The sequence below is a fragment of the Pseudomonas sp. JH-2 genome, assembly GCF_036231725.1.
GTDB classification, from domain to species: domain Bacteria; phylum Pseudomonadota; class Gammaproteobacteria; order Pseudomonadales; family Pseudomonadaceae; genus Pseudomonas; species Pseudomonas delhiensis.
The window spans coordinates 275232-301648 of sequence record NZ_JAZAQP010000001.1 but is presented as its reverse complement, the minus strand read 5'-3'; the positions used below and the strand labels follow the sequence as shown (position 1 = coordinate 301648).

Below are 26417 nucleotides of genomic sequence, written 5' to 3'. Positions count from 1 at the left end.
CACGCCAGAAGAACGACAAGCGGAATCGCCCATGCCCATCACCTGCCTGCTGATCGCCAACCGTGGCGAGATCGCCATCCGCATCGCCCGCGCCGCCGCCGAACTCGGCATCCGCAGCATCGCCGTCTTCGCCGAGGACGACGCCGCCTCGCTGCACACCCGCCAGGCCGACCAGGCCGTGCCCCTGCGCGGGCGCGGCGCCGCGGCCTACCTGGACGTCGCCCAGCTGATCGAAGTGGCCCTGGCCCAGGGCTGCGATGCCGTGCACCCCGGCTACGGCTTCCTTTCCGAGAACGCCGGGTTCGCCCGCCGCTGCGAAGCGGCCGGCCTGCGCTTCGTCGGCCCCGACGCCGAAGTCCTGGAGCAGTTGGGCGACAAGGCCCGCGCCCGCGAACTGGCCAGCCAGCATGGCGTGGCCCTGGCCGCCGGCACCAACCGCGCCACCAGCCTGGAGGAAGCCGGGCGCTTCTTCGCCCAGCTGCCCAGCGGCGCCGGCATGATGATCAAGGCCCTGGCCGGCGGCGGCGGGCGCGGCATGCGCGCGGTGCGCCGGCGCGAGGACATCGCCGAAGCCTATGCGCGCTGCCAGTCGGAAGCCCGCGCGGCCTTCGGCAACGACGCGCTCTACGTCGAGCGCCTGGTGGAGCGCGCCCGGCACATCGAAATCCAGGTCATCGGCGACGGCAGCGGCCAGGTGAGCCACCTGTGGGAGCGCGACTGCAGCCTGCAGCGGCGCAACCAGAAGCTGCTGGAGATCGCCCCCAGCCCCGGCCTGCACCCGCGCCTGCGCGGCGCCATCGCCAGCGCCGCGGTGCGCCTGGCCGAAGCGGTGCGCTACCGCGGCCTGGGCACCTTCGAATTCCTCCTCGACGAGGACAGCGGCGACTTCCTGTTCATGGAAGCCAACCCGCGCCTGCAGGTGGAGCACACCATCACCGAGGCCATCACCGGCATCGACCTGGTCCAGGCCCAGCTGCGCCTCGCCGCCGGCGCCAGCCTGGCCGAGCTGGGTTTGCAACAGGCAGATATCCCCGCCCCGCGCGGCTTCGCCCTGCAACTGCGGATCAACCTCGAAAGCCTGGCCGCCGACGGCACCCCGCAACCGGCCAGCGGCGTATTGGCCGCCTACCAGCCGCCCAGCGGCCCCGGCCTGCGGGTGGACGGCTACGGCTACCCCGGCTACCGCACCGGCGCCGGCTACGACTCGCTGCTGGCCAAGCTGATCGTCCAGGCGGCGGATTATCCACAGGCCCTGCGCAAGGCCTACCACGCGCTCTGCGAATTCCGCCTCGAAGGCGTGGCCAACAACATCCCGCTGCTGCTCAACCTGCTGCGCCGCCCGGAGCTGGCGGATAACCGGGTGAGCACCCGCTTCATCGAGAGCCACCTGGCGGAGCTGCTGGCCGGCGGCGAACACCCGCACCGCTGGCTGGGCAGCGCCGGCGGCGAACAGGCCGCGCGCAGCCACGCGGCACCGCCCGGCTGCCTCGCCCTGAACGCCCCCGGCGCCGGCGTACTGGTCAGCCTGCTGGCCGCCCCCGGCGACGCCGTGGCCAGCGGCCAGGTGATCGCCATCGTCGAAGCCATGAAGATGGAATTCGAGGTCAAGGCCAGCGCCAGCGGCATCGTCCACAGCCTGGCCGCCGAGCCGGGCGACAGCCTCGACGAAGGCGCGCCGCTGCTGTTCGTCGAACCGGCGGAAGTGGCCGCGCTGGACGAAGGCCAGGCCGGCGAGCTGGACCTCGGACACATCCGCGCCGACCTCGCCGAAGTCCTCGAACGCCATGCCATCGGCCTCGACGCGCGGCGCCCGGAAGCCATCGCCAAGCGCCACGCGGCGGGCAAGCGCAGCGCCCGGGAAAACCTCGCCGACCTGCTGGATGCCGGCAGCTTCATCGAGTACGGCGCCCTGGCCATCGCCGCGCAACGGCGGCGGCGCAGCCTGGAGGAACTGCAGGCGATCAGCCCGGCCGACGGCCTGGTCACCGGCCTGGGCAGCGTCAACGCCGCGCAGTTCGGCGAGGAAGCCGCGCGCTGCCTGGCCATCGCCTACGACTACACGGTGTTCGCCGGCACCCAGGGGGTGATGAACCACAAGAAGAGCGACCGCATGCTGCAACTGGCCGAGCAGTGGCGCATCCCGCTGGTGCTCTACGCCGAAGGCGGCGGCGGGCGCCCCGGCGACAGCGACTACCTGGGCGTGGCCGGGCTGGACTGCGCCACCTTCATGGGCATGGCGAAACTCTCCGGGCTGGTGCCGCTGGTGGGCGTGGTTTCCGGCCGCTGCTTCGCCGGCAACGCCGCGCTGCTGGGTTGCTGCGACGTGATCATCGCCACCCGCGACAGCAGCATCGGCATGGCCGGCCCGGCGATGATCGAAGGCGGCGGCCTGGGCCGCTACGCCGCCGAGGAAGTCGGGCCGAGCAGCGTACAGGGCCCCAACGGCGTGATCGACGTGCTGGTGGAGGACGAGGCCGAAGCCACGCGCATCGCCCGCCAGTACCTGTCCTACTTCCAGGGCGAGGTCGCCGACTGGCAGTGCGCGGACCAGCGCCACCTGCGCCACGCCGTGCCGGAGAACCGCCTGCGCGCCTACGACATGCGCCAGGTCATCGCCACCCTGGCCGACGAAGGCTCGGTGCTGGAGCTGCGCCGGCAGTTCGCCCCGGGCATGATCACCGCGCTGGTGCGCATCGAAGGCAAGCCCTTCGGCCTGATCGCCAACAACCCCGCGCACCTGGGCGGCGCCATCGACGCCGTGGCCGGCGACAAGGCCGCGCGCTTCATGCAACTGTGCGACGCCTTCGACCTGCCGATGCTGTCGCTGTGCGACACCCCCGGCTTCATGGTCGGCCCGGAGGCGGAAAAGCAAGGCACGGTGCGCCACGTCTCGCGCATGTTCGTCACCGCCGCCAGCCTGAGCGTGCCCTTCTTCACCGTGGTGCTGCGCAAGGGCTATGGCCTGGGCGCCATGGCCATGGCCGCCGGCAGCTTCCATGCCTCGCTGTTCACCATCGCCTGGCCCAGCGGCGAGTTCGGCGCCATGGGCCTGGAGGGCGCGGTGCGGCTGGGCTACGCCAAGGAGCTGGCGGCCGTGGAGGACGCCGGGGAGCGGCAGAAGCTGTTCGACAAGATGGTCGCTGCGGCCTATCGCCACGGCAAGGGGCTGAACATGGCCAGCTTCCTGGAGATCGACGACGTCATCGACCCGGCCGAGACGCGCCGCTGGCTGCTGCGTGGCCTGGCGTCGACGCCGAAAGCGGCGAAACGCGCCGGCAAGAAGCGCCCTTTGATCGACACATGGTGAAACAGGCCCTTGAGCGCGCCGGGCAATCCGCTAGAATGCCCGGCGTCATTGGGGAGTAGCCGCCCGCCCGGGAACACCGGCGGGGACCACGTCAACATCCTTGGCCGGCAGGCCATGGCGTGGCCAGCGCACAGCCTGGCAAGACCTTTGACCATGCAACCTCCGCAACGGCCGGGGAGGCGCATGGTCATGGGTACTACACCGGCCGGGAGTTCCACCGTGATGCACCGCCTCCGTCCCGTGTCGCCCTCCACCCGCGAGGAGCGCGCCCCATGCTGACCTTCGCCCTCGAACTGCTCGGCATGCTGCTGCTCATCCTGGTCGCCGCCGAACTCTTCACCAACGCCCTGGAACACCTGGGCGAGCGCCTGGGCATCTCCGAAGGCGTCACCGGCTCGCTGTTCGCCGCCATCGGCACCGCCCTGCCGGAAACCCTGGTGCCGCTGCTGGCGCTGGTGGCCGGCACCAGCAACGTGTCGCTGAACGAAGAAGTGGGCGTGGGCGCCATCCTCGGCGCGCCGCTGATGCTCTCCACCCTGTCCACCTGCCTGATGGCCTGCTTCGTCCTCCGCGGCCGCGGCCTGCGCGGGCGCCTGGTGCCCGAGCGCAGCGGCCTGCTGCGCGACCTCAACTTCTTCCTCCTGGCCTTCAGCCTGGCCACGGTGGCGATGTTCGTGCCCTCGCAGCTGCACAGCTACCGCATCGGCCTGAGCGTGCTGCTGGTGCTCACCTACATCGGCTACATCACCCTCACCCTGCGCGCCTCCCGCGAACTGGTGGAGGACGGCCACGGCACCGCGGCGGAAAACCCCATGTGGCTGTCGCGCATCGGCGTGCCGACCAACATCGTCACCATAGTCGCGCAACTGGCCCTGGGCCTGGCGCTGCTGGTGCTCGGCGCCAAGGGCTTCATCCACGGCGTGGAGGGCCTGTCCAGCCTGCTCGGCATCTCCGCCCTGCTGCTCTCGCTGCTGATCATCCCCATCGCCACCGAGCTGCCGGAGAAGGTCAACAGCATCCTCTGGGTGCGCCGCGGCAAGGACACCCTGGCCTTCGGCAACATCACCGGCGCCATGGTCTTCCAGGGCACCCTGCTGCCGGCCATCGGCATCCTGCTGACGCCCTGGCAGCCACGCATCGAAGTGCTCACCGGCGTGCTGGTGACCCTCGGCGCGGCGCTCTGGCTGCGCCTCAACGCCCGCCACGACGGCATCGCCGCCTGGGTACTGCTGGGCAACGGCGCACTCTACGTCGCCTACCTGGCCATCACCCTCGGCCGCTGAACACCGCGCCGCAGCGTGCAAGCCGCGGCGCAGCGCCTAAACTGACGGTTCCGCCAGGCGCCCGGCCGGCGCCTGCCGTCACACCGCTGCATGCAAGGAGAGGCCATGAAGATCCTGGTAGTGCTCACATCCCACGACCAACTGGGCGACACCGGCAAGAAAACCGGCTTCTGGCTGGAAGAATTCGCCGCGCCCTACTACGTGTTCAAGGACGCCGGCGCCGAGCTGACGCTCGCCTCGCCCAAGGGCGGCCAGCCGCCGCTGGACCCCAAGAGCGACGAGCCCGACGCCCAGACCCCGGCCACCGAGCGCTTCCGCAAGGACCCCGAGGCCCAGGCCGCCCTGGCCAGCACCCGCAGGCTGGCCGAGGTGAACGAAGCCGACTACGACGCCATCTTCTACCCCGGCGGCCACGGCCCCCTGTGGGACCTGGCCGAGGACAAACACTCCATCGCCCTGATCGAGGCCTTCGCCCACGCCGGCAAGCCGGTGGCCACCGTCTGCCACGCCCCCGGCGTGCTGCGCCACGCCAGGAACGGCGACGGCAAGCCGCTGGTCGAGGGCCGCCACGTCACCGGCTTCTCCAACAGCGAGGAAGAAGCCGTGGGCCTGACCGCCGTGGTGCCCTTCCTGGTGCAGACCGAACTCAAGGCCAAGGGCGGCCGCTACAGCAAGGCCGACGACTGGCAGAGCCACGTGGAAGTGGACCGCCTGCTGATCACCGGGCAGAACCCCGCCTCCAGCGAAGCGGTGGCCGAAGCCGTGCTGAAACTCCTGGGCTGACAGGCACTTGCAAGCCCCCCGGTGGACGCGCCGGGGGCTTTGCCGTACACTGGCCGCGACCTTTACGGGTTTTGGGGCCGATTAGGATTCGACGCCGGTAACAAAACTTGAGGGGCATGCCGAGTAGGTGACAGTTCTCGTAAATCCGCTGCCACAATTCATAGTTGCCAACGACGACAACTACGCTCTGGCCGCCTAAGGGCGCCAGCAGACCCTAGGGGATGCCTGTAAACCCGAAGATTAGGTCTGTCAGATAGAACAGGATCGCCGCCAAGTTCGCTGTAGACGTAACGGCTAAAACTCATACAGCTCGCTCCAAGCGCCCTGCCACTCGGGCCGCGCGGAGTTAACTCAGTAGAGATGGCTAAGCATGTAGAACCGATAGCGGAGAGCTGGCGGACGGGGGTTCAAATCCCCCCGGCTCCACCAAACAGACAGATCAGGCACTTGGCGACTCACGCAAGTGCCTTTTTTGTGCCTGCTCGATCGCTGGCAGCCTTCCCCTCCTTCGCCCCAGCGTCTCCCGCCTATTTCCCACACGCCGAAATTCTCTCCTTGCCGCGAGGCTGCGCAGCGAAAAGCCTCCGCAGGTCGACCAGGCAGATACCGGCAATGCTCCGGCTCGGTAGTACGCCAGCCCCGACCCACTCGGCTACTAGGTCATCAGGCAAAACGCACATCCGGCCAAAAGCCTCGATAGTGCATAGATCGAGATTCAGGTCTGGTTGGCTCATAGCACTCCCCCTTGTGGGCTTTCTTCCATCTCCATGGCTTTTTGCTGCACTATTCGGGCGTGATTCAGCGGCGCCGGGCTCCTCAACCCAGAAGGCTTACCTCACCCGTTTTTGTAATATACGAAAGGCACAGGGGTATTTGTATATTACAAATGTAAAATACCATTTCGCATGGATTCGATAGACGACCGAGTAAGAGCGCTTGTCGACAGGACAGGCCTGGACGAACTGGTGAAGCGCACCGAGATCAGCGGCACCCGCTGGCGAACGGTCCGCTACGACAAGCGAACCCGGATCAGCACCCGGGAGGTGGAGGCGCTGGTGCGTTTATATCCGCAATACGCGCTTTGGCTAGCGAGTGGGCAGGTGGCGCCTGAGGTTGGGCAGACGAGGCCGGATGGCAATGAGCTTGAGCGAGACGCTTGAGGGATTAGAGTAGGAAAAATAAATCCGTCCGCTTTTTCGCATATTAAGGAGCTATATATGGCGCAGGATAGCGATGCTGAAGAAATTGAAAACCAACCGCCGACCACCGATGAAGAGTCAGCTCTGAAGCAAATAGAATCACTTATCTCCTTGTTTCAGAGCAGCGCAGAAATCCTTCAAAGCAGAAAAATCAAGAAAAAGATAGGCCAATTAAAGCAACAACTTACCGCCCCCCAAACGGCTAATCAAAAAGAGCCAGAAGCAACTGAATTTCTTGCCTTCAAGATTGAATTAGACGCCGTTCTACAACATCTAAACCAAGACATGCGCGACGACTGGTTCACCGATGCCATCCAACATCGCGATCTCTTCTCAAACAAGAACGACCTGAGAGAAACCTTGCAATGCCTACTGCTAGAAGGAAATGGCAAATACCCAGGATGCAATAGAACAATTTACAACATTCCTAAAAAGGGCATTGGGGTAAGGTACTCTTTAGAAACAGACTTTTACGACCGCTTTATTTACCAATCTATTTGTTCATTCCTGATCCCCTTCTACGACCCTCTCCTCTCCCATAGAGTTCTAGGCCATCGCTACAACAAAACTAGAACCTCGGAAAAGTACATATTCAAGAATCGAATTGACTTATGGCACACCTTCGAAGGTGTTACTAGGACCGCTCTATCCAACAATCAGGCGCTATTGGTCACAGACCTTATAAACTACTTTGAAAACATTACAGTAGATGCCGTCAAATCAGCATTCGAGGATATGCTAGACCATGTATCGGCAAGCGGACCGGAAAAGCTACTTATTCGGAACGCAATTCAAACTCTTTGCGAACTATTAACTCGCTGGGGTTACAGCGAAAAGCATGGCCTCCCTCAAAACAGAGACTCATCATCCTTCATTGCCAATGTTGTACTAAGCTCTGTCGACCATGCTATGGTAAAGCTTGGGTATGACTACTACAGATATGTTGACGACATTAGAATCATTTGCGAAACTCCCCGCATAGCGAAGAAAACATTAACAGAGTTAATCAACCAGCTTCGAACAGTTGGAATGAACATCAACTCTGGCAAAACAAAAATCCTAACAATAGAAAGTACAGCGGCCGATATCAGCGACAGCTTCCCTACAACTGACGACCGTACCCTGACGATTGAGAGCATGTGGCGCTCAAGGAGTAGAAGGGTAATAGCCCGCTCAGCCAAGTATATTCATCAACTATTAAGAGAGTGTATTGAGCAGAAGGAAACCCAATCTAGGCAATTCCGCTTCGCTGTAAACCGACTCATCCAGTTAGCAGAGGCAAAGCTATTCGACATACATACTGACCTAGCAGTCGAACTCAAAGCCCTACTAATTGAAACCTTGGAGGAGCACGCAGCATCCACGGACCAGTATTGCCGGATTCTAGGCGCACTTAGCCTCAACGAGCAGGACCTTGAAACAATCACCGCCTACCTGCAAGACAGTGAAAAATCCATTCACTCATGGCAAAACTTTCATCTCTGGCTTCTGCTGGCAAAGCAAAAGCACAAAAACGAAGCGCTCATCACCCTAGCCCTTATAAAAATTGAAGAGGATCTACTTCAACCAGAGGTCTCTGCAATTTTCATATACTTACGCTGCATAGATGAATCCGCAAAACTAAAGCCTTTAGTTCAGAAGTTCTGCAAAACCTGGCCATACTACCACCAAAGGAACTTTCTACTTGCAACAAGTGAGTTCGAAGCAGAAGAACTAAAGCCGCTGATCCCTGAACTCCACACAAAACTCAAGAGAACCGCCAGCCGTGCGATACCTTACTTTGCGGATGGCGTCCCGCTGCTTGAGAGAGAGCCTAGAAGCGTGCTTGACCTATACGAAGAGATCAGTCCCTATGACTAAACCCAAGAAGTCCATGATGTTCATTCGTGACTATACAGAGCAAAATGGGGACAGATTCTTTTTATGGGACGCGGGAGAGTTATGCGAAGTATCCGCCAAACAGCTAACAGAAGAAGAGTCAGAAATAATATGCCACGACTACTGGCTTATAGCTCCCGCAATACTAAAGCTCACAAAGCAACTGCCAAAACTTGTGACAGACATTGACGAACTGAGAATTTCAACATCTGGAAACAGAGCAGACAGAGAGTCTCGCGAAAAGGTAGACATCTCAAAATCCCTCAGCACGCTCACCGACGACGATACAATTAAAAAATACAAAGACATATTCAACAAGAAATCCCCAATAGCCAATGACGTGCTAATAAAAATTGGCGAAGCTCTATTTAATCTATCAGTACAAATTGAAGAAGAAGCAGTCACCGCTGGAGAGTGGGAACGATTCACTCAAATTGAACGTCCGGTCACCGACTACTTAATTCGCTCAACCGTAGCCGGAATAGCGGTTGACACCGCAAAGCTTAGAAGCCACAAGCAAAAGATTGACTTTGACTACTACATGGCCCTGAAGGACTTTTCAGCCAAGTATAATATGCCCCTAGAAATCCCAACAGACACAGACATCATCAATTACCTGGAGCCAAAAGGATTTGACTTCTCAGGCGTTAACGTCGACTACGTTCTAAAATTTGTCCCTATGCAAGACAATTTTTCAGACGACCTGATCCGCCTTATGAAGACTGCAAACTCTAGAAAAGTCCTAAACGCAATCCCACTAAGTCATAATCGAATATTCCCCATAGTCGACAACTTCGGATCGATCACCTCGAGAATTTACTTCAAGGATCCCTCTCTTCAGAACCTAGCCAAACTTCATAGAGACATCTTAATCCCAGATGAAGGAAAAGCACTTTCCTATGTAGACTATGACCAATATGAGGCGGGAATCATGGCAGCCCTATCCAGAGACCCAATACTCACGGAGCTTTACGCCTCTTTTGATCTTTATGAAAAGGCTTCCGAGGAGATTTTTGGCGATAAAGGCAAGCGCAAACAGGCCAAGAGGCTCTTCCTCTCTTACGCTTATGGAATGAAGAGGAAAAGTTTGTATGACGCCGCCAACAACTATGGCGCTGAAAGGCGGGCCGCAAAGAACTTCTTTAACAAATTCACAGTTTTCGAGGAATGGAAGAACACGATCTACACGGGCTTTAAAGAAAACGGCCGAATAGGTACGTGCCTTGGCAACTATATGAAACGCAACCGCTCAGGAAACCTTACTGAACAAGAAAAGAGATCAGCAGTAAGTCAGCTTGTACAGGGTACGGCGTCGCTAATTTTCAAGAAAGCTCTACTCAGGCTGAGCCACGAAGAAATGGTCGAACTCAAAGTTCCAATGCACGACGCTGTTCTTTTCCAGCACCCGGTAGCCTTCGACGCAAATGTTGTTTCAGAAATATTCAAAGACACGATGTCAGAGCACTTTGAAAATCGGATCACCGGCAAGGCTTCCCTAGGCCAGTTCGTTGTCTCTGTGAGTTGAAGCACCAATGGCTCATTTACGAGGGGCCTCCAAGGGGAGCCGCCTCATGGGGGGTTTGTAGCTATTGCTGAGTACCTGTGGCTACCGCCCTCCTGCAGCAGCCAGGCATACCTCATACATGTTGGAAGTCAGGGGTACAAGTGGCGTTATAGGCGTGCCAATTAGGGTGTCGAAAAAGTGTCGCACCGAGACAACAGGCACAAATCAATCAGGGGTAGTACTAGGCTTGTCTTTCTGGAAGGCCTGATATGCCCTGATGTCGAAGAGATTCACGGATTTCACTTCGCTCAGCGGGAATACCACTTCAAACAGCTCAGGGTTTAGGTGACTGAGCGTCTCATCCTTTGTAAAGCGCTGGTAAACGGTCGTGTACCAGGTCGTGAAGTGCATCTTCAAGCCATCACTGGCACGGTAACCGCTTACGAAAGGCAGAATCCGGAGCATATCGCGCTTGTCACCAGGATCAATTGCCCCAGTGACATAGCCTACGTATACCTTCCCGTGACCCAGCGTCACGCAGATCGGCATGCTCTGCTCCAGAGCCCTCATCAGGATCAAATCCAGGTCGGAATTCAGAAGTTGGATGGCTCGCTTGAGAGCCGCTCGATTGGAGTACTCGTAAATCAACGAGAAGAGACGAGCATCTCTACTTTTGATGCGGCGTACTGCCAGACGGAAGAGCTCTTTCGTCGAAATGCTCTTGAAGGCAAGAAACCAGTTCAGAACATACCCACCAATCAACCCCAGCACGAGTGTGGCGGCAAGCACCAGAACCCAAAAAGCGGTGTCCACCTTCCCGCCCTTTTCCTCGAGCAACCCAGCTTGGCCTACACCAGCACGAAGAAACGCAAGCAGAGACTCAAGATACGGGTTAGCACAGACTGTGAGCGCTAACGCGAGCAAAAAAAGCCAGATACCCCAGAAGGCCGCTCGGATATAAAGCTTCTGGGAGTCTTCGCGCTTTATCAGATACCTGGTCTCGTGCCAGGTGCTAACAAAAAGATAACCCGCCAATAGTGGAACGAAAGCAAGAGCGGCCTTCAGCATTCACCCGTCCTTAGGTCATTGCGTTATATAGATTCGCCAGCCGCTGCTTCTTTCTGATCAGATGCGGAGGCTTTCTTCAGCTCGCTTCTAAGGCTCTCGAACGCACTGAACTGACGCTTAACGACCTTGGCGCGGATTACCTCTTTGGGATCAGAGAACATGACACCATCGCCCGTCACGTAGAAGGGGACGGACTCGGAAGCTTCATGCTCAGCGATCCGGTAGTAACCTTTAAGTCGCTCAATCAAGGTTTTAGGCTTGTGGTGTTTGCTCACGAGACCCTCCAGAAACGCGTACGCCATTCGTTGGCTGCTGCCCTCTTCCCTTGTTTAAGGGTGAGCCTGAGGACCGAAAGCCAGTTCCGTTCCCCTGCGTTTGCCCACATCGACAGGCTGAGGCTCACACAAAAACGTCGCGAAGCGTATAGGCCCTACCCCCATAGGGCAAGAGCCTCGTATCGCCTCACAGCCCGTTTATAAACCTTTTTAAACGGTTTAGCACATTGCGACACTGCTACAGATGTTTTCATGATCAAGCGGTCCAAACCGTACAGCATCAGCCGGTGATCGGGCGAGAGAAATGCCGCAGGGCATGGCTGGCCTGACCTTGCGGTAGCTGGATGATGGTTCGCTCCAGAGCACGGCGGAACGATGTGGTGCACAAGGTGAGTTGGGTTCGGCGGTTGGCATGGTGAGATCGGTGCGCGGCTGTTCGCCTGGCTCCAATTGATTCCCCTGGCCCTGATAGCCTCGTCCTTCTGGCTGTTCCGCGGCCCCAGGTCGCTCCATTGGCTGCAGTTGTTCAATATCCCGGCCACCCTGTGGCTAGTCCTGATCGGGAACATGCTGGTCACTGGGAAATGGCTGTAACAGGCCGGGGCTGAGGGTCTAGAAGCTCCCACCCGACCACCGGCCACTCTGCCCCGGAATACAAATCGCTATGATGCGGCTTCCAATCAGCCTCTCGTCCGCCCCCCATGACCAACATCGTTTCCTCCCTGCCCGGCCGTATCCGCGTTCGGGACGCCCGGCTGCGCAATGCCGAACGCCTGCGCAGGCTGCGTGACACGCTGGCCGCGCTCGATGGCGTGCTTTCCTGCGAGGCCAATGCGAAGTCGGGTTCGCTGCTTTTGCATTTCACTCCGATGCAGGTCGAACTCGCCGCTTTCGAAACGCAGGTCGACGCGCTGGTCGACGCCGAACTGGCCGCCCCGCTGCAGGCCGCCGGCCGGCGGCCGCTGAAGATGCGCGTCAACCGCTATGCCAAGCTGGGGATGATCGCCGGGCTGGGCAGTTCGCTGGCGTTGGTGGGCATGGGTTCCAAGCGCGGGCATGCGGCTTGTGGCGCGGTGTTCGTCGCTTGCCTCGGGGTGCACCTGAGCACGCACCGCCGGCATATCCTGCGCTAGGCGTCCTCGAACGCCTGCGCCTGCAGGCTGACCAGGGCGACCAGTTGCCTGGCCAGCTTCACGGCCTCTTCCTGGTCGCCCTCGGGCAGGTAGACCTCCATGCCGAGGTAGAGGAATTTCGGGTTGTCCCAGATGCGCCGGGGGATCACCGTGGCGACCGCCTCGCCCAGCGGCACCACTTCGATGCCCCGGCCGGCCAGGCCTTCCCGGGCCAGGGCTTCCCCCAGCGCCTGGCAGAAGCGCGGCTGGCCGCAGTAAAGGTCCACGCTCGGGCCGTCGCGGTCGTGGCCGCTGTGCAGGTCGATCAGCACCCGGTAGCGGCCGCTCGCCAGCGGCAGCAGTTGCTCGTACAGGGCGGCATGCAGGAGTTCGTGGTGGAAGCGCTGGTCCGCCCGCGGGTGGCGCCCGGACAGGCCGTCGGGTATGCGCTGCACGTCCGCTTGGTCGGGCGCCACGCCTTCGGCGACGCGTTCGCCGAAGGCCAGTTCCTCGCGGTGGATGCCGATGACCAGCAGCGCCGGCGCCCGCTTCATGGCCCCGTGCCCCGCGTCACGACGCATTGCCGGGCGTGGCCGCGACCCATTCGTAGATGACGATGGTGGCCGGGTCGCACTTGCAGCAGGTGCCCCCGCCGCAGGAGGTGCCACTGGGCAGGCGCCGCACGCGGCCCTTGCGTTCGAGCACCGCGAGCATGCCTTCAAGGGCCTCGGGCGTGGTGTCCAGGTGGTGCTGCATGTCGTGCAGGCTGACCCGCCCGTGCAGCTTCAGGTAGTCACTCAGTTGCGACAGGATCATGGCGAGCCCCCTCCGGAGGGCGAGAGCGGCAGGCCAGCCGCCACCCGTGGCGCGCGCTGGCCGGCGATGCGCAGGGAAGCGAAGGCGGCGGCGAAGGCGAGCAACACGCCGGTGCACCAGGCCAGCGAGCCCAGCGGGTGCGCCGCCCAGTTCGCCAACTGGTAGAACAGCACCGCCACGCCATAGGCCAGGCCGGTGGTCCAGCCCACCACGAAGAGCATCCAGCGGGTGCCGGCCTCCTGGTACACGGCGGCCATGGCGGCCGTGCAGGGCGAGTAGAGCAGGACGAACAGCAGGTAGGCGAAGGCCGCCGAGGCGCTGGCGAAGCGGGTGACCATAGCGCCGAAGATGCTGCTCGACACCTCGTTGGCGGCGGCGACCGCGTCCTGGTCGCCCAGGTCGGCCTCCAGGCCCAGGGGGTCGGTCCAGCGCCCGAAGGCCTCGGCCAGGTTGGCCGGGACGGTGGCGAAGGCGTCGACGATGCCGCCGGCCAGGTCGAAGGGTTTGTCCTCGTCCGCTTCCGCCTGCCCGGCCAGCGCGCCATAGGTGGCGTTGAGCGTGCCCACCACCGCCTCCTTGGCCAGGATGCCGGTAATGATGCCCACCGCCGCCGGCCAGTTCTCCTCGGTCACGCCCATGGGTGCGAAGGCGGGAGAGATGCCGCGGCCCACCTCGGCCAGCACCGAGTGGTCGGGCGCCACGCTGGCGAAGCTGCCGTCGGTGCCGGTGGAGTTCAGCATGTTCAGCACCAGCACGGTGGGCACGATGATGCGCCCGGCCTTGATCACGAAGCCCTTGAGCCGCGACCAGGTGTGCAGCAGCACGCCCTTGACCGTGGGGATGTGGTACGGCGGCAGCTCCATGATGAAGGGCGTGGCCTCGCCCTCCAGCAGGCTGTGCTTGAGCAGCAGGCCGGTCAGCACGGCGGCGCCGATGCCGATCAGGTAGAGGCCGAACACCACGTTCTGGCCGTGCTCCGGGAAGAACGCCGCGGCGAACAGCACGTACACCGGCAGCCGCGCGCCGCAGGACATGAACGGCGCCATGGCGATGGTCAGCAGGCGGTCGCGGCGGTGCTCCAGGGTGCGCGTGGCCATGACCGCCGGCACGGTGCAGCCGAAGCCGACGATCATCGGCACGAAGGACTTGCCGGGCAGCCCGACCCAGCGCATGAAGCGGTCCATGACGAAGGCCGCGCGCGCCATGTAGCCCGAGTCTTCGAGCACCGAGAGGAACAGGAAGAGGAAGCCGATCACCGGGATGAAGGTCGCCACCGTCTGCACGCCGGCGCCGATGCCCTTGGTCAGCAGCGCCACCAGCCAGTCGGGGGTGCCGAAGGCGTCGAGCAGCCGGCCGAGGCCGTCGACGAAGAACAGCGCGCCGAGCTGGTCGAACAGGTCGATGAAGGAGCTGCCGATGTTGATGGTGAACATGAACATCAGGTACATCATCGCGAAGAAGATCGGGATGCCCAGCATGCGGTTGAGCACCACGCGGTCGATGCGGTCGGTCAGGTCGCGGCTGGTGCGGCCGAGGCGCGTCAGGGCCTCGCGGGTGATGGCGTTGGCCAGCCCGTAGCGGGCGTCCGCCACCAGTATGTCGATGTCGTCGCCCAGTTCCTCCGCCAACCGCGACGCCGCCTCCGACGCCCGGGGCCCGGCGATGGCGCGGGCCAGGTCGTCGCCCTCCAGCAGGCGCACCGCCAGCCAGCGCGGCGCCATGCCGGTGCCCGCCTCGGCCAGTTCCGGCAGCAGCTTGCCGATGGCCTGTTCCAGGGCCGCGTCGTAGGTCACTGCCACGGCGGGCCGGCGGGCCTGGCGCAGGGCCTCGCGCAGCGCCACCTTCAGTTCGTCGATGCCGGTGCCTTCCGAGGCCACCACGGGCACCACCGGGCAGCCCAGGCGTTCGGCGAGCTTGCCGGCGTCCACCCGCATGGCCTTTTCCTCGGCCACGTCGACCATGTTCAGCACCACCACCAGCGGCACCTGCATCTCGGCCAGCTGCAGCGTCAGGTAGAGGTTGCGCTCGAGGTTGGAGGCATCGACGATGTTGACCACCAGGCCGGCCTCGTTGGCGTGCACGTAGTCGCGGGCGATCTTCTCGTCCAGCGACACTTCCTGGTCGACCACGTCCAGGGAATAGGTGCCGGGCAGGTCGACCACCTCGTAGCGCTCGCCTTCGAAGCGGTACTCGCCGACCTTGCGCTCCACCGTCACCCCCGGCCAGTTGCCGACGCGCTGGCGCGAACCGGTGAGGGCGTTGAACACCGTGGTCTTGCCGCAATTGGGGTTGCCCACCAGGGCGATGACGCGATGTTCGCTCATGGCAGCCTCTCCACCATCAGCGCATCGGCCTCGGCCTTGCGCAGCGACAGGGAGAAGCCGCGCACGCGGATCTCCACCGGGTCGCCCATCGGCGCCACCCGCGTCACCGACAGCTCGGCGCCGGGGGTCAGCCCCATGGACAGCAGCTTGCGCCGGTAGGCGCTGCCGCCCTGGTTGAAGCCGGTCACCCTGGCCCGGTCACCTACCGCCAGTTCCTTGAGCATTGCCATGGCATGCCTCCCGGTGCGCCATCAGACGGGGCACACCATGATTCTGTGAGCCACTCCGGCCCCCAGGGCGAAACGCGTCTCGCCCCGGGATACCACCAGACCGCCGCCCTGGCTCTGCCGCACGGTGATCTCGCTGCCGACGTTCAGCCCCATCTCGGTCAGCCGGCGGGCCATGCCCGGCCCGCCGAGCAGCGCGACTATGCGCACCCTGGCGTTTTCCCCGGCCATGCTCAGCGGCAGCGCATCCGTGCTCATGGGGCCTCCTGCGGGCGCGGCTGGCCCGGCATCCCGGCGCCGGCCAGGGCGCGCAGGAGGATGCCGATGGTGCAGCCGTTGTGCAGCATCGAGGCCGAGACCGGGCTCAGCAGGCCCAGCGCAGCGGCGCCGAGGATGCTGGAGTTGAGCCCGGCGATGAGCTTGAAGTTGCTGTTGATCAAATCGCGCGCGGCCATGGCGATGGCCCTGGCGTCGGCCACGCCGGCGATGCCGTCTTCCAGCAGAGCGATGTCCGAGGCCAGGCGGGCGATGTCCGAGCCCTGGCGCATGGAGATGCCGACGTGGGCGCCGCTGAGCGCCGGCGCGTCGTTGATGCCGTCGCCGACGAAGGCGATGCGCGCGCCCTGCTCGGCCAGCGCCTGGATCGCCGCGGCCTTCTCGTCCGGCAGCAGCCCGGCGCGGAAGCCGTCCAGGCCCAGTTCGTCGGCCAGCGCCTGGGCGCGTTCGGGGTGGTCGCCGGTGAGCATGACGATGCGCCGGGCGCCCAGCTCGCGCAGGCGGGCGATGGTGGCGGCGCTGTCCGGGTGGACGCTGTCGAGCATGCCCAGCACGCCGAGCAGTTCGCCGCCGTAGCCGATGTAGAGCAGCGTCTTGCCTTCCCGGCGCAGACGTTCGATGTCCTGTGCGTATGCCGCGGTGGAAATGCCCTCGTCCTCTTCGACGAAGTGCCGCGAGCCGACCACGATGCGCTTGCCGTCGATGACGCTGGCCACGCCGTGGGCGACGATGAACTCCACCTCGCCGTGGTTGAAGTGCTGCCGGTGCGGCAGGTGGCTGGCCGCCTCGACCACCGCCATGGCCATGGGGTGGTAGTAGTGTTCCTCCACCGAGGCGGCGATGTTGATCACGTCCTCCGCGCTGTAACCGGCGCTGCACACCAGCGAGTTGGTGACGCGCAGGGCGCCGGTGGTCAGGGTGCCGGTCTTGTCGAAGACGAAGGTGTCCGCCTCGGCCAGGCGCTCCAGCGCATTGGCGCCCTTTACCAGCACGCCGTGGCGGCCGGCCTGGTACATCGAGGCCTTGAAGGCCACCGGGGTGGCCAGCTTGAGGGCGCAGGAATAGTCGGCCTGCAGCACCGCCGAGGCGCGCTGCAGGCTGCCCGACAGCAGCCAGGTGCCGCCGGCCAGGCCGAGCACCATGGGCACCAGGCGGTCGGCCAGGCGCGAGGCCTCCAGCTGGGTGGCGCTCTTCACCGCCAGGGATTGCTCGACGAAGCTGGCGATGCGCGCCGCGGCGGCGTGGCGGCCGACCTTCTCCGCGTAGATGCGCAGGCGCCCCTCCTCCACCAGCGTGCCCGAGAGCACGATGTCGCCGCGGTGGCGCACCACCGGCACGCTCTCGCCGGTCATGGTCGCCTGGTTGACCAGTGCTTCGCCGCCCAGCACGGTGCCATCGACAGGAATCACCGTGCCGGTGGCGACGATCACCGTGTCGCCGAAGGCCACCTCGCGGGCATCGATCAGTTGCTCGACGCCGTCACGCTCCACCCAGACTTCGTTGCTGGCCGGGCGCAGCAGGCTCTTGAGCAGGTTGTCCGAATGGCGCTCGATGGAGCGTTCCAGGTAGTCGCCCAGCGCCAGCAGGAAGGTGGTGATGTTGGCGGTGAGGAAGTCGCGGCGGCCGATGGAGATGGCCACCGCCAGCGCTTCCAGCACGTGGGAGGTGATGCCCCGCTGCACCAGCTCCGCCAGGGCCTTGCCGAACAGCGGCAGCGACACCGCCATGGACAGCGGCCCCTGCAGCTCGGGCTGCAGGCGGCGGTCGGCCAGCAGCGCCGCGCCGGTGGTCAGCACCCCGGCCGGCGACTCGTCGCCACGGCCACCGGCCCGCCCCGCGGCCAGCGGCAGGTCCGGGTACTCCAGGGCGAGGATGTCCTGGCGCAGGCGCTCGGCGTCGGTCAGCGCACCCTCGTATTCGACCACCAGGGCCTGGATCGCCGGGTTGACCCGCACCTTGCGCACCCCGCGCAGGGATTCGACGGCCCACTCGATGCGCTGCAGTTCGCCGCGCCTGCCCTTCTGGCAGCGGTAGCGGTAACGCGCCCGCCCGGCGCTGCCGTGCACCAGGTCGAGGCCGGCGAACCAGGGGCCCGACATCACTTGTCACCGTGCTGCTGCGCGCCCATCTCGGCCTTGAGGTCGGCCATCTGCTCCTTGAACTCCTCCAGGCCGCCGGCCAGGCTGGCATAGAGCTTCACCGCGGACTTCATCAGCTTGCCGCGCAGCTCCTCGTCGCTCATCACCCAGGCCGCCGCGCCGCCGACCAGCAGGCCGAGGAGGAACTGCTCGGTGTGCCGCGAACGCAGGAAGGTCGGCAGCCCCTGGAGGATGCCGGCATCCATCCCGCCGGCCAGGCCGAACAGCCCGGCCGCTTCCTGCATGCCCGGCGTGCCGCCCATCATCTGCGCTGGCGGCATTTGCCAGCCGGGCGGGTTCTGCGGCGCATAGCCGTAAGCACCGTAACCGTTGCCGGCGTAGGCGTCGTCCCCGTAGCCATATCCGGCGGCCTGCTGCCGCCGCTTGCCCTTCTTAGCCATGCTCAGTTCTCCTGGCGGGGCCGTGCCCCGTCGTGCAGCCAACGTTCCACAAGCATCACGCCCACCGCCCCGGCCATGCCGGCGAACAGCGCCCGGGCGTATTCCTGCCGCTGCAGCGCCCGCGCCGCGAGGGTGCCGGCACACAGCGCGGTGCCGCCCTGCAGGGCATGGCGCGCCACCCGCCGCAGGTCCGGCTGCCCGGCCGCATCCTGGAAGGCGGACAGGCAGGCGCTGGTGACGAAACCCTTGGCGAAATTGGCGTCATCCCAGGCCGCCTGTCGAAGTGCCGGATAGGCTTTCATGCTCCAGGCTCCGTGGCGGGCGCAGGCCGGGCGGCCTTGCGTGGGCGGGCGGGGGTTTTCTTCGCCGCGGCGGCCTTGTTCGCGGCGGGCCGGCGCGCTGCCTTGGGCACCACGACGGGCGCCGGCGCAGGTTCGGCTGCCGGTGGTTCTTCGGCGGCGGGCGCCGCCCTCTTGCCACGGCGGATCAGGCGCAGGGCGACGGCCCCGGCCACCACCCCGGCCGCAAAGGAAATCAGTGGCTGCATGGTCAGTTCTCCTCTTCAGGATGTGCAGGGTGTGCAGGACGTGCGCGCTTGTGTTTCCACAGGTAGACCCCGCCACCGCCGACGGCCACGCCGGCCAGCAACACCGGGTTGACCCGCCGCAGCAGCGGCCCGGCCAGGCCCAGCAGGCCACCCTGGCCACTGAGGTGGGCGATCAGGTATTCGGTGAAATCGGAAATCGGGCCGTGGCTGGCGTAGGCCTCCTGCGGTGGAACGCCCTTGCCGGCGTGGTAGCGCTCCTGGTCGAAAGCGTCGATGGCCGCCTCGCGAAATGCCGCCAGGTGGTTGGCGGAGGCGGTGGCCTGCAGGTCGAGGAACACCCGGCGCACCTCCGGTTGGCGCACGTGGGCCAGCAGGTAGTCGTAGAGGCGGACGTTGGCGCTCTCGCCCATCACCGCGCGCATGCAGTTGGCCAGCCAGGTCGGCTCGATGGCGGTCTCCGCCGGGAAGGGGTCCAGCGGCCGAGGGATGCCGAAGCGCGCGGCCAGGGCCGACAGCGCCTGGATGTGCCGCTCCTGGTCCCGCAGCACGTCGGGAAACGGCGGCCGCTCGCCGAAGGCCTCCACCACCCGGGCGTAGAAACTGCGCGCGGCGTATTCGTCGTACAGGGCGATGCGCACCGCCTGGTGCAGCAGCGGGAAGGGCGCGGCGGGCTGCAGTTGGCGCCCGCGCAGGATCGGCTCGTCATAGTTGCGCATCGACGATCTCCCGGTAGCTGTCGAGCAGGATGCCTTCCAGGATGCGCGCCGCGGGCGAGCGCTGGCCGGCCAGGAGATCGGCCCAGGCCTGCTCGGGGATGATCCGCGGGTCGTATTCCACGGCGCAGGAGCGCGCCATCGGGTTGAGCCGCAGCGAGCGCACGCCGGGCGCGCGGGCGGCGATTTCCGAGGCCTTGTGCAGCACGCCGCGCGCCGGCAGGCGGGGGCTGGAAGGCAATTCCAGGTCCACCAGCTTCAGGCGTATGCGGCCGGGAATGTGGTGAACCACGCGGACCTTCGGCAGAAGCGCGAGGAGCGTTTCGAACCCGACCATCCCGATACCTCCCTCAAAGGCGGCTCGAAAATTCCCGAAGACAGTCGGAGATCGCTCTCGAACGATTCGGAAGGGGCTGATCGACAATTCGATGGTGTTTCGAATTGGCCGCCCTCATGGCTCAAGCTAGTTCGGTGCAAATGAGTCGCAATTGACCGCGATCAAATAAGCAGCGAGCCGGCCGGGATTTCGGATGTAAGGGGGTCACGCCCGCAGGAGATGCGTCGTAGGGCGAATAACCGTTCGCGGTTATCCGCCGCCGGCCGGGATGCCGGTGTCCGGGCATGGTGGCGGATAACGCCGTAGGCGTTATGCGCCCTACGGGGATGACGTGGTGCAGGAGCGGGACGGTGTTCTTCTCGGGCAAAAAAAAAACCGCTCCTGGCGGAGCGGCTGGAAGGACGTTGAATTGAGCAATCACGATTTAAATCAACGTCAGGAGCAGGATCCGGGAGAGCCGCCGGGCGGCTGCCGAATCGGATGTCCGCTACGTTAACGGCCAGGGCGGTGTCGGATAAATTCCCTGGGAGGGGAAACACCTTCTGCGAATACGTAACAATCTGCGGGGAACTTTCGGGAAGCTGCTGCGATTGCTCGCGCAACCTCCCGAAGACCGGGCGCGTCAGAGGATCGACAGCGGGTAGTCGACGATCAGCCGCAGTTCGTTGTTGTCGGCCTCGGCCTGGTCGGCGTTGCCGCGGTGGAAGGCCTGGCGCAGGCGCAAGGACAGGTCCTTGGCCGGGCCGGACTGGACCACGTACTTGGCTTCCACGTCGGTCTCGTGGTGGCTGCCGTCGCTGCCGTAGCCGTAGTCGCGGTACGGGCTGTCGCTGGCCATGTGCTCGCCGTCGATGTTGGTGCCGTTGATGTAGCGGGCCATGAAGCTCAGGCCGGGTACGCCGTAGGTATCCATCGCCAGGTCGTAGCGCGCCTGCCAGCTGCGCTCGCCCGGGCCGTTGAAGTCGGAGTACTGCACCGAGTTGGCCAGGAAGATGGAGTCGCCGGCGCCGCCTGCGCCGTTGTCGCCGAAGCCCACGTAGTCGAACGGGGTGTCGCCCTGCACCTTCTGGAAGGCCAGGGTCAGGGTGTGCGCCTGCAGGAAGGAGTAGGCGGTGGCGAACGACCAGGCGGTGTTGTCGATGCGGCCGGCCTTGGCCTGGCCGTAGTCGTTGGTGCGGTAGATGTTGAAGTCGAAGCCCAGCGACTGGTCGCCGCCCAGCGCCAGGGTGTAGTTGGCGTTGCCGTAGTACTGGCGCCAGATGTCTTCCAGCTCGGCGGCGTAGAGCGACACGCTCAGGTCCGGGGTGATGGCGTAGCGGCCGCCGACGAAGTCGGCGCTGTCGGCCTCGACGTTGGCGTAGGTGGCCCAGATGCCGCCGGTGTGGCTGGTGGTCACCGGGCCGGTGGCGGCGGTGTAGTGGCCGGCTTCCAGGTCCAGGCCCTGCAGCTCGCTGCTCATCAGGGCGAAGCCCTTGGCGGTCTGCGGCATCAGGCGGGTGCCGCCGGCGGCGAAGACCGGGGCGGTGGGCTGCATGTCGCCGAATTTCAGCTCGGTTTTGGAGACGCGCACCTTCAGCGCGCCGCCGGCCTTGCCGTAGTCGTCCTCCGGGTTGCCGTGGCGGTCCACCGGCAGGTTGCCGGTGCCGGCGGTGCCGGAGCCACCGTCGAGCTTGATGCCCAGGTAGCCGTAGGCGTCGACGCCGAAGCCGACGGTGCCCTGGGTGTAGCCGGAGCTGTAGGTGGCGAAGATGCCCTGGGTCCAGTCGCGCTGGTCGCTGTAGCCGTTCTTGCCGTCATGGTTGTAGTAGAAGTTGCGCAACAGCAGGTCGAGGTGGCTGTCCTCGAGGAAGCCCTTGGCGTCGGCCTGGTCGCTGACGAAGGGTTCGGCATGGGCCAGTTGCATGGCGGCGGTGGAAACGGCGAGCACGAGCATGCTGCGTTTGAGGTGCTTCATGGAGTTGCCCCTTGAGTCTTGGAGTGCCGGCCAGTGGTAAGCGTGATGGCCAGCTTTTCTTGTAGGCAGGAACAAATGTTCAGCCATGCGTAACAGTCATGGCCGAGCGAATGTATGTTTCTGTAGTGGAAGTACTTCCGCGCCCCGCTCTATTCCCCTGGCGGAGTGGGGACATGATGCCGGATCGAAGGGCTATTTGAATCCGGATATAGGCAAAGGTCTTTTAACAAAAATGTAATAGTGGCAGCGCACTACTGCGTCGAGGCAAGGACCGAGGACCGGTCTCAACCCAGGCCGAAGACTTCCAGTTGCCGCCGCAGGCGCCAGTCCATCACCTGGGCGGCGCCCATCGGGCGGCCGAAGTGGTAGCCCTGGGCGATGTCGCAGCCCAGCCGCGCCAGGGCAGCGGCCGTGGCCGCGTCCTCGACGCCCTCGGCCACCACCTGCATGCCGAAGTTGTGGCCCAGGGCGATGGTCGACTGCACGATCATGGCGTCGGAGAAGTTGCCGGCCATGCCGGAGACGAAGGTGCGGTCGATCTTCAGCACCTGCACCGGCAGGCGCTTGAGGTAGGCCAGGGACGAGTAGCCGGTGCCGAAGTCGTCGATCGACAGCGTCACCCCCAGGTCGCGGATCGCCTGCAGGCTGCGCAGGGCCAGCTCCGGGTCTTCCAGCAGGGTGCCTTCGGTGACTTCCAGCTCGACCATGGAGCCGGCGATGCCGTGGCGCGCCAGCAGGCCCTGCAGCTCGCTGACGAAGTGCGGGTTGCGCAGGTTGTTGGCGCTGATGTTCACCGCCATGCAGGTTTCCAGGCCGTGCTCGCTCCAGGCCCGCAGCTGGCGCAGGGCCTCGTCCAGCACCCAGCGCGTGAGCGGGTGGATCAGCTCGGTGGACTCGGCCATGGGGATGAATTCGCCGGGCGGGATCATGCCGCGCTCGGGGTGCTGCCAGCGCAGCAGGGCCTCGAAGCCGACCACCTGGCCGTCGGCCAGGCGCACCTTGGGCTGGTAGTGCAACTGCAGCCCGCCCTCGCGGATCGCCCGCCCCAGCCAGGTGTGCAGGGCCAGGCGCTCGGGGGTGTAGGTGTCGTCGCAGCGCTGGTACAGGAGGAAGTCGCGGCGACCGTGCTTGGCCTGGTACATGGCGATGTCGGCGCAGCGCAGCAGGTCGCCGGGGGTGTCGCCGTGGTCGGGGTAGAGGGCCACGCCGATGCTGGCCGACAGCTCCAGCTGGATGCCGCCGGCGGACAGCGGCTGGCGCAGGATGCGCGCGATGCCCTGGCACAACCCCGGCACGCCGCCCTCGTCGTCCAGGGCGCAGCTGACCACCGCCATCTCGTCGCCGCCCAGGCGGGCGATCTCCGCCTCCTGGGTCCGCAGCCAGGCGCCCAGGCGCGCGCCGACCTGCTGCAGGACGCTGTCGCCGTGCTGGTGGCCGAGGGTGTCGTTGACTTCCTTGAAGCGGTTCATGTCCAGCAGCAGGATGCCGAAGCGCCCGTCGCCGCGGGCGATGCGCTGCTCGATGTGGCGGCCGAGCCAGTAGCGGTTGGGCAGGCCGGTGAGCGAGTCGTGGTTGGCCAGGTACTCCTGCTCGGCGAGGTAGCGCTTGCGTTCGGTGATGTCGTGCAGCACCAGCAGCAACAGGGTGTTCTGCTGCCAGCTGAAGCGCGTGGCGTGCGCCTCGCAGTCGAACGGCAGGTAGGTATCGCGGCGCAGGAACTGCCACTCGCTGTCCACCTCGTGCAGCTCGCCGCTGAGCAGGCCCTCGAGGTTGGCGCGGCTGGCGACCAGCGACAGGCGCCCGTCCGGCTGGCGCTCCGGCGACAGTTCCGAGGGCAGCAGGCCGACCAGGCGGTCCGGCGTGTCGACGCCGAACATGCGCGCGGCGCACTCGTTGGCGGCGCGCACCCGACCGTCCACGCCGATCAGCAGCACGCCGTCGTTGATGTTGGTGAACAACTGGCGATAGAAGCGTCCGTTCTGGCTGATCTCGCCGATCAGCCGGCGCAGCTGCCAGGCCGACAGGCCCAGGGCCAGGGCGCAGATGGCCAGCAGTACCACACTGAAGCCGGCGCGCTTGAGCCAGGGCAGCAGGTAGCTGGCCGAGGCCTGGCCGACCACGGCGTGGATCGGGAAGCTCGCCGAGGGCGCGTCGGCGAACAGCGACGGCTCGCCGGTGATGCCCAGGCCCTCGACCAGGGCGAAGTCCGGGCGGCCCAGGCGCGGGAACAGCGGCGACCACTCCGGCAGGCGCCGGCCGACCACGTTCAGGGCGTCGGGGGTGCGGTAGAGCACGGTGCCGAAGTTGTCGATCATGCCGGCGTTCATCTGCTCGGCCAGGCCCAGGCGGCGCAGCAGGTCGCCGACGCGGGCGGTGTCGATCAGCGCGCCGACGCGCTGGGTGCGGCCGTCGGCGCCGCGCTGGCCGACGTACATCGGCAGCAGGAAGCCGCCATTGGGGCCGCGCAGCGTGTGGCCGAAGGCCGGGCGCTCGCTGGCCGGCAGGTCGCCCAGGGCGAGCAGCGGGCGCAGGTGTTCCTCGGCCGGCTGGCCGTGGCCGTCCACGGCGTAGAGGTGGCCGTCGCGCAGGACGAACAGGTAGGCCGACACCGGGTCGTAGCGCATCGCCTGCGCCAGCTTCGCGCGCACCTGCCGGGCATCGGCGACCTCGGCCAGGCCCTGCAGGTCCTCCGACACCGCGTAGATGCTGCCGTAGCTCTGCAGCAGCAGCGCGCTGATGTAGCCCTCCAGGGAACGGGCCAGGGCGGACAGGTTCTGCCGCACCTGGTCGGTGCTGCTGCGGTAGTCGCGGTACACGCTCCAGCCGCTCAGCCCGACCAGCAGGGTGAGCACCAGCAGCACGCCGGCATAGAAGAGCACGCCGATGCGCTGTCGGCGCGAGCCTCCCCGGGCATGGGTGAAGACATCGAAGTTGCTGGTCATGTAGATCCGTCTGTGACTGCAGCGGGAGTATCGAACCCGGTTATGGCATTTAGCCACCACCCAATCAACCATCGGCCGGGTACCCGATGCTTATCGGCAGACCGGCGGTATTCCCCAGTACCGGCCGTCGAACGATGGGCGAGGCGCTCTGCGATGCGCCCGGCCAGCCACGGAGCAAGGCGACCGCCGGGCCCGGAAAACGAAGCGCGGCGGCCGCGGACACCGCGAGATCGGCAGAAATACCCTCGTCAGCTGCTCTCGCGCACCATCAGCTCGAAGCCCAGGTCCTGCACCGGCTCGGCGATCGGCCGCCCGGCGATCAGCGCCAGCAGCGTCTCGGCGGCACGCCGGCCGATGGCCTCGCGCGGGGTGCGGATGCTGGACAGGCGCGGCACCATGTAGGCCGAGCTGGGCAGGTCGTTGAAGCCGACCACGGCGATCTGCTCCGGCACTTCGATGCCCTGGCGCAGCGCCTCCAGCAGGGCGCCCTGGGCCAGGTCGTCGTTGCCGAAGAAGATGCCCTCGACGTCCGGCTGCGCGGCCAGCAGCTGGCGGAACAGCTCGCCGCCCAGGCCCACCGAGGATGGCCGCGGGGTCAGCAGCTCCAGCGCCGGGTCGTAGCAACCGGCCTTCTGCAGGGCGCGGCGGAAGCCCTCGCCACGCAGCAGGGTGCGCTGGTCCAGCTGCGCGCCGACATAGGCCAGGCGCTTGCGGCCGCCGGCCAGCAGGTGCTCGGCGGCGGCCATGCCGGCGGCGATCTGCGAGAAGCCCACGCAGTGCAGGCCGGGGCTGTGGTCCAGGTCCATCATGTAGACGCAGGGCACGCCGCTGGCCTCGACCATCCGTCGGGCGCTCTCGGTGCGCTCGAAGCCGGTGAGCAGCAGGCCGCGCGGCTGGTAGGCCAGGTAGTTGCGGATCAGGTCTTCCTCCTCGTCGCGCGAGTAGTGGAAGTTGCCGATCAGCACCTCCAGGCCCTGGGGCCGCAGCACGCCGTGGATGGCTTCGAGGGTATCGACGAACAGCTGGTTGGACAGCGACGGCACCAGCACCACCACGCTGTGGCTCTGCGCCGAGGCCAGCGCCCGCGCCGCGGGGTTGGCCACGTAGCCCAGCTCGGCGGCGGCCTCGCGCACCTTCAGCACCAGCGCCTCGGCGACGCTGCTGACGCCGCGCAGGGCGCGGGAGGCGGTGATGGGGCTGACGCCGGCGCGCTGCGCCACTTCGTTCAGGGTGGGGCGGCCGCTGGCGCGGGAGTGCTTGTCGTTCTTCTTCGGGGAGGGCATCGGCTGGCTTGCCAAACGAAAATCGAGGCACTAAGGTAGCGCTGTCTCGC

At 65.1% G+C, this 26417-nt stretch carries 23 protein-coding genes, 1 other RNA gene and 1 riboswitch; of the genes, 8 read left to right on the top strand and 16 right to left on the bottom strand.

All coding sequences use genetic code 11. The features are described from left to right. The first annotated feature begins 31 nt into the window (after window positions 1-31). The 7 genes from VV867_RS01365 (at window position 32) to VV867_RS01335 (ending at window position 9975) form a co-directional block, all read left to right on the top strand. The gene (locus VV867_RS01365) at window positions 32-3307 is read left to right on the top strand and encodes an acetyl-CoA carboxylase family protein (RefSeq protein ID WP_328565450.1); all 3276 of its coding nucleotides are present in this window, start codon (window positions 32-34) and stop codon (window positions 3305-3307) included. 38 nt (window positions 3308-3345) lie between these two features. After that, window positions 3346-3521, top strand: a riboswitch (yybP-ykoY riboswitch). Between the two features lie 58 nt (window positions 3522-3579). Then, window positions 3580-4590, top strand: coding sequence for a sodium:calcium antiporter (locus tag VV867_RS01360; protein ID WP_328565449.1), 1011 nt, complete (start codon window positions 3580-3582; stop codon window positions 4588-4590). A gap of 105 nt (window positions 4591-4695) precedes the next feature. Further along, window positions 4696-5373, top strand: coding sequence for a type 1 glutamine amidotransferase domain-containing protein (locus tag VV867_RS01355; RefSeq protein WP_328565448.1), 678 nt, complete (start codon window positions 4696-4698; stop codon window positions 5371-5373). A 73-nt stretch (window positions 5374-5446) separates the two neighbouring features. Further along, window positions 5447-5802, top strand: a transfer-messenger RNA (tmRNA) gene (gene ssrA / locus VV867_RS01350). Between the two features lie 476 nt (window positions 5803-6278). After that, the gene (locus VV867_RS01345) at window positions 6279-6533 is read left to right on the top strand and encodes a hypothetical protein (RefSeq protein WP_328565447.1); all 255 of its coding nucleotides are present in this window, start codon (window positions 6279-6281) and stop codon (window positions 6531-6533) included. 57 nt (window positions 6534-6590) lie between these two features. Then, a complete protein-coding gene (locus VV867_RS01340; RefSeq protein ID WP_328565446.1) occupies window positions 6591-8432 on the top strand; it encodes an RNA-directed DNA polymerase in 1842 nt (613 codons plus the stop codon). Further along, window positions 8425-9975, top strand: a complete 1551-nt coding sequence (locus VV867_RS01335) for a DNA polymerase (protein WP_328565445.1) — start codon at window positions 8425-8427, stop codon at window positions 9973-9975. Before VV867_RS01340 ends, VV867_RS01335 begins: the two co-directional genes overlap by 8 nt. Before the next feature lie 204 nt (window positions 9976-10179). Here the strand turns inward: VV867_RS01335 and VV867_RS01330 are convergent, their stop codons facing one another. Then, window positions 10180-11022 carry a hypothetical protein gene (locus tag VV867_RS01330; protein ID WP_328565444.1) on the bottom strand — a complete coding sequence of 281 codons (843 nt, stop codon included), beginning with the start codon at window positions 11020-11022 and terminating at the stop codon, window positions 10180-10182. Window positions 11023-11045: 23 nt separating this feature from the next. Beyond that, window positions 11046-11297, bottom strand: coding sequence for a hypothetical protein (locus VV867_RS01325; protein ID WP_328565443.1), 252 nt, complete (start codon window positions 11295-11297; stop codon window positions 11046-11048). Window positions 11298-11998: 701 nt separating this feature from the next. Between VV867_RS01325 and VV867_RS01320 the strand changes: the two genes are divergently transcribed. After that, the gene (locus VV867_RS01320) at window positions 11999-12430 is read left to right on the top strand and encodes an HMA2 domain-containing protein (RefSeq protein WP_328565442.1); all 432 of its coding nucleotides are present in this window, start codon (window positions 11999-12001) and stop codon (window positions 12428-12430) included. Here VV867_RS01320 and VV867_RS01315 read toward each other — a convergent pair. The 14 genes from VV867_RS01315 to VV867_RS01250 form a co-directional block, all read right to left on the bottom strand. Continuing rightward, a complete protein-coding gene (locus VV867_RS01315) occupies window positions 12427-12963 on the bottom strand; it encodes a hypothetical protein (protein WP_328565441.1) in 537 nt (178 codons plus the stop codon). The two genes, VV867_RS01320 and VV867_RS01315, sit on opposite strands and share 4 nt — an antisense overlap. 16 nt (window positions 12964-12979) lie before the next feature. Then, entirely contained in the window at window positions 12980-13225 is a 246-nt protein-coding gene (locus tag VV867_RS01310; RefSeq protein WP_328565440.1) for a FeoC-like transcriptional regulator, read from the bottom strand. Next, on the bottom strand, window positions 13222-15549 hold the full coding sequence (gene feoB / locus VV867_RS01305; protein WP_328565439.1) for a Fe(2+) transporter permease subunit FeoB: 2328 nt from the start codon (window positions 15547-15549) through the stop codon (window positions 13222-13224). Before feoB ends, VV867_RS01310 begins: the two co-directional genes overlap by 4 nt. Next, window positions 15546-15779: a FeoA family protein gene (locus VV867_RS01300; protein ID WP_256595878.1), complete on the bottom strand. Its 234-nt coding sequence runs from the start codon at window positions 15777-15779 to the stop codon at window positions 15546-15548. Before VV867_RS01300 ends, feoB begins: the two co-directional genes overlap by 4 nt. Window positions 15780-15800: 21 nt before the next feature. Continuing rightward, window positions 15801-16034 (bottom strand): FeoA family protein, encoded by a 234-nt coding sequence (locus VV867_RS01295; RefSeq protein WP_109934533.1) that lies wholly within the window; start codon window positions 16032-16034, stop codon window positions 15801-15803. After that, complete coding sequence (locus VV867_RS01290; RefSeq protein WP_328565438.1) at window positions 16031-18151, bottom strand: heavy metal translocating P-type ATPase; 2121 nt, start codon at window positions 18149-18151, stop codon at window positions 16031-16033. The genes VV867_RS01295 and VV867_RS01290 overlap by 4 nt, the downstream gene beginning before the upstream one ends. Continuing rightward, complete coding sequence (locus tag VV867_RS01285; protein WP_328565437.1) at window positions 18151-18591, bottom strand: hypothetical protein; 441 nt, start codon at window positions 18589-18591, stop codon at window positions 18151-18153. The genes VV867_RS01290 and VV867_RS01285 overlap by 1 nt, the downstream gene beginning before the upstream one ends. Before the next feature lie 2 nt (window positions 18592-18593). After that, window positions 18594-18893, bottom strand: coding sequence for a hypothetical protein (locus VV867_RS01280; RefSeq protein WP_109934530.1), 300 nt, complete (start codon window positions 18891-18893; stop codon window positions 18594-18596). Continuing rightward, window positions 18890-19138: a hypothetical protein gene (locus VV867_RS01275; protein WP_328565436.1), complete on the bottom strand. Its 249-nt coding sequence runs from the start codon at window positions 19136-19138 to the stop codon at window positions 18890-18892. The genes VV867_RS01280 and VV867_RS01275 overlap by 4 nt, the downstream gene beginning before the upstream one ends. 2 nt (window positions 19139-19140) lie before the next feature. After that, window positions 19141-19854 carry a ferritin-like domain-containing protein gene (locus VV867_RS01270; protein ID WP_328565435.1) on the bottom strand — a complete coding sequence of 238 codons (714 nt, stop codon included), beginning with the start codon at window positions 19852-19854 and terminating at the stop codon, window positions 19141-19143. Then, on the bottom strand, window positions 19841-20188 hold the full coding sequence (locus tag VV867_RS01265) for a hypothetical protein (RefSeq protein WP_328565434.1): 348 nt from the start codon (window positions 20186-20188) through the stop codon (window positions 19841-19843). Before VV867_RS01265 ends, VV867_RS01270 begins: the two co-directional genes overlap by 14 nt. A gap of 622 nt (window positions 20189-20810) precedes the next feature. Next, window positions 20811-22142 carry an OprD family porin gene (locus VV867_RS01260; RefSeq protein ID WP_328565433.1) on the bottom strand — a complete coding sequence of 444 codons (1332 nt, stop codon included), beginning with the start codon at window positions 22140-22142 and terminating at the stop codon, window positions 20811-20813. Window positions 22143-22426: 284 nt separating this feature from the next. Next, the gene (locus VV867_RS01255) at window positions 22427-25084 is read right to left on the bottom strand and encodes a bifunctional diguanylate cyclase/phosphodiesterase (protein WP_328565432.1); all 2658 of its coding nucleotides are present in this window, start codon (window positions 25082-25084) and stop codon (window positions 22427-22429) included. Between the two features lie 248 nt (window positions 25085-25332). Next, the gene (locus VV867_RS01250) at window positions 25333-26367 is read right to left on the bottom strand and encodes a LacI family DNA-binding transcriptional regulator (RefSeq protein WP_109933520.1); all 1035 of its coding nucleotides are present in this window, start codon (window positions 26365-26367) and stop codon (window positions 25333-25335) included. Window positions 26368-26417: the final 50 nt, after the last annotated feature.

Excerpts from the sequence above, each read along its gene's own strand:
- VV867_RS01300 (WP_256595878.1), bottom strand. The coding sequence starts at position 15,779 with ATGGCAATGCTCAAGGAACTGGCGGTAGGTGACCGGGCCAGGGTGACC.
- VV867_RS01365 (WP_328565450.1), top strand. The coding sequence starts at position 32 with ATGCCCATCACCTGCCTGCTGATCGCCAACCGTGGCGAGATCGCCATC.
- VV867_RS01270 (WP_328565435.1), bottom strand. The coding sequence starts at position 19,854 with ATGCGCAACTATGACGAGCCGATCCTGCGCGGGCGCCAACTGCAGCCC.
- VV867_RS01340 (WP_328565446.1), top strand. The coding sequence starts at position 6,591 with ATGGCGCAGGATAGCGATGCTGAAGAAATTGAAAACCAACCGCCGACC.
- VV867_RS01290 (WP_328565438.1), bottom strand. The coding sequence starts at position 18,151 with ATGTCGGGCCCCTGGTTCGCCGGCCTCGACCTGGTGCACGGCAGCGCC.
- VV867_RS01275 (WP_328565436.1), bottom strand. The coding sequence starts at position 19,138 with ATGCAGCCACTGATTTCCTTTGCGGCCGGGGTGGTGGCCGGGGCCGTC.
- VV867_RS01320 (WP_328565442.1), top strand. The coding sequence starts at position 11,999 with ATGACCAACATCGTTTCCTCCCTGCCCGGCCGTATCCGCGTTCGGGAC.
- VV867_RS01280 (WP_109934530.1), bottom strand. The coding sequence starts at position 18,893 with ATGAAAGCCTATCCGGCACTTCGACAGGCGGCCTGGGATGACGCCAAT.
- VV867_RS01310 (WP_328565440.1), bottom strand. The coding sequence starts at position 13,225 with ATGATCCTGTCGCAACTGAGTGACTACCTGAAGCTGCACGGGCGGGTC.
- VV867_RS01345 (WP_328565447.1), top strand. The coding sequence starts at position 6,279 with ATGGATTCGATAGACGACCGAGTAAGAGCGCTTGTCGACAGGACAGGC.
- VV867_RS01295 (WP_109934533.1), bottom strand. The coding sequence starts at position 16,034 with ATGAGCACGGATGCGCTGCCGCTGAGCATGGCCGGGGAAAACGCCAGG.
- VV867_RS01250 (WP_109933520.1), bottom strand. The coding sequence starts at position 26,367 with ATGCCCTCCCCGAAGAAGAACGACAAGCACTCCCGCGCCAGCGGCCGC.
- VV867_RS01335 (WP_328565445.1), top strand. The coding sequence starts at position 8,425 with ATGACTAAACCCAAGAAGTCCATGATGTTCATTCGTGACTATACAGAG.
- VV867_RS01255 (WP_328565432.1), bottom strand. The coding sequence starts at position 25,084 with ATGACCAGCAACTTCGATGTCTTCACCCATGCCCGGGGAGGCTCGCGC.
- VV867_RS01285 (WP_328565437.1), bottom strand. The coding sequence starts at position 18,591 with ATGGCTAAGAAGGGCAAGCGGCGGCAGCAGGCCGCCGGATATGGCTAC.
- VV867_RS01360 (WP_328565449.1), top strand. The coding sequence starts at position 3,580 with ATGCTGACCTTCGCCCTCGAACTGCTCGGCATGCTGCTGCTCATCCTG.
- VV867_RS01330 (WP_328565444.1), bottom strand. The coding sequence starts at position 11,022 with ATGCTGAAGGCCGCTCTTGCTTTCGTTCCACTATTGGCGGGTTATCTT.
- VV867_RS01315 (WP_328565441.1), bottom strand. The coding sequence starts at position 12,963 with ATGAAGCGGGCGCCGGCGCTGCTGGTCATCGGCATCCACCGCGAGGAA.
- VV867_RS01265 (WP_328565434.1), bottom strand. The coding sequence starts at position 20,188 with ATGGTCGGGTTCGAAACGCTCCTCGCGCTTCTGCCGAAGGTCCGCGTG.
- feoB (WP_328565439.1), bottom strand. The coding sequence starts at position 15,549 with ATGAGCGAACATCGCGTCATCGCCCTGGTGGGCAACCCCAATTGCGGC.
- VV867_RS01355 (WP_328565448.1), top strand. The coding sequence starts at position 4,696 with ATGAAGATCCTGGTAGTGCTCACATCCCACGACCAACTGGGCGACACC.
- VV867_RS01260 (WP_328565433.1), bottom strand. The coding sequence starts at position 22,142 with ATGAAGCACCTCAAACGCAGCATGCTCGTGCTCGCCGTTTCCACCGCC.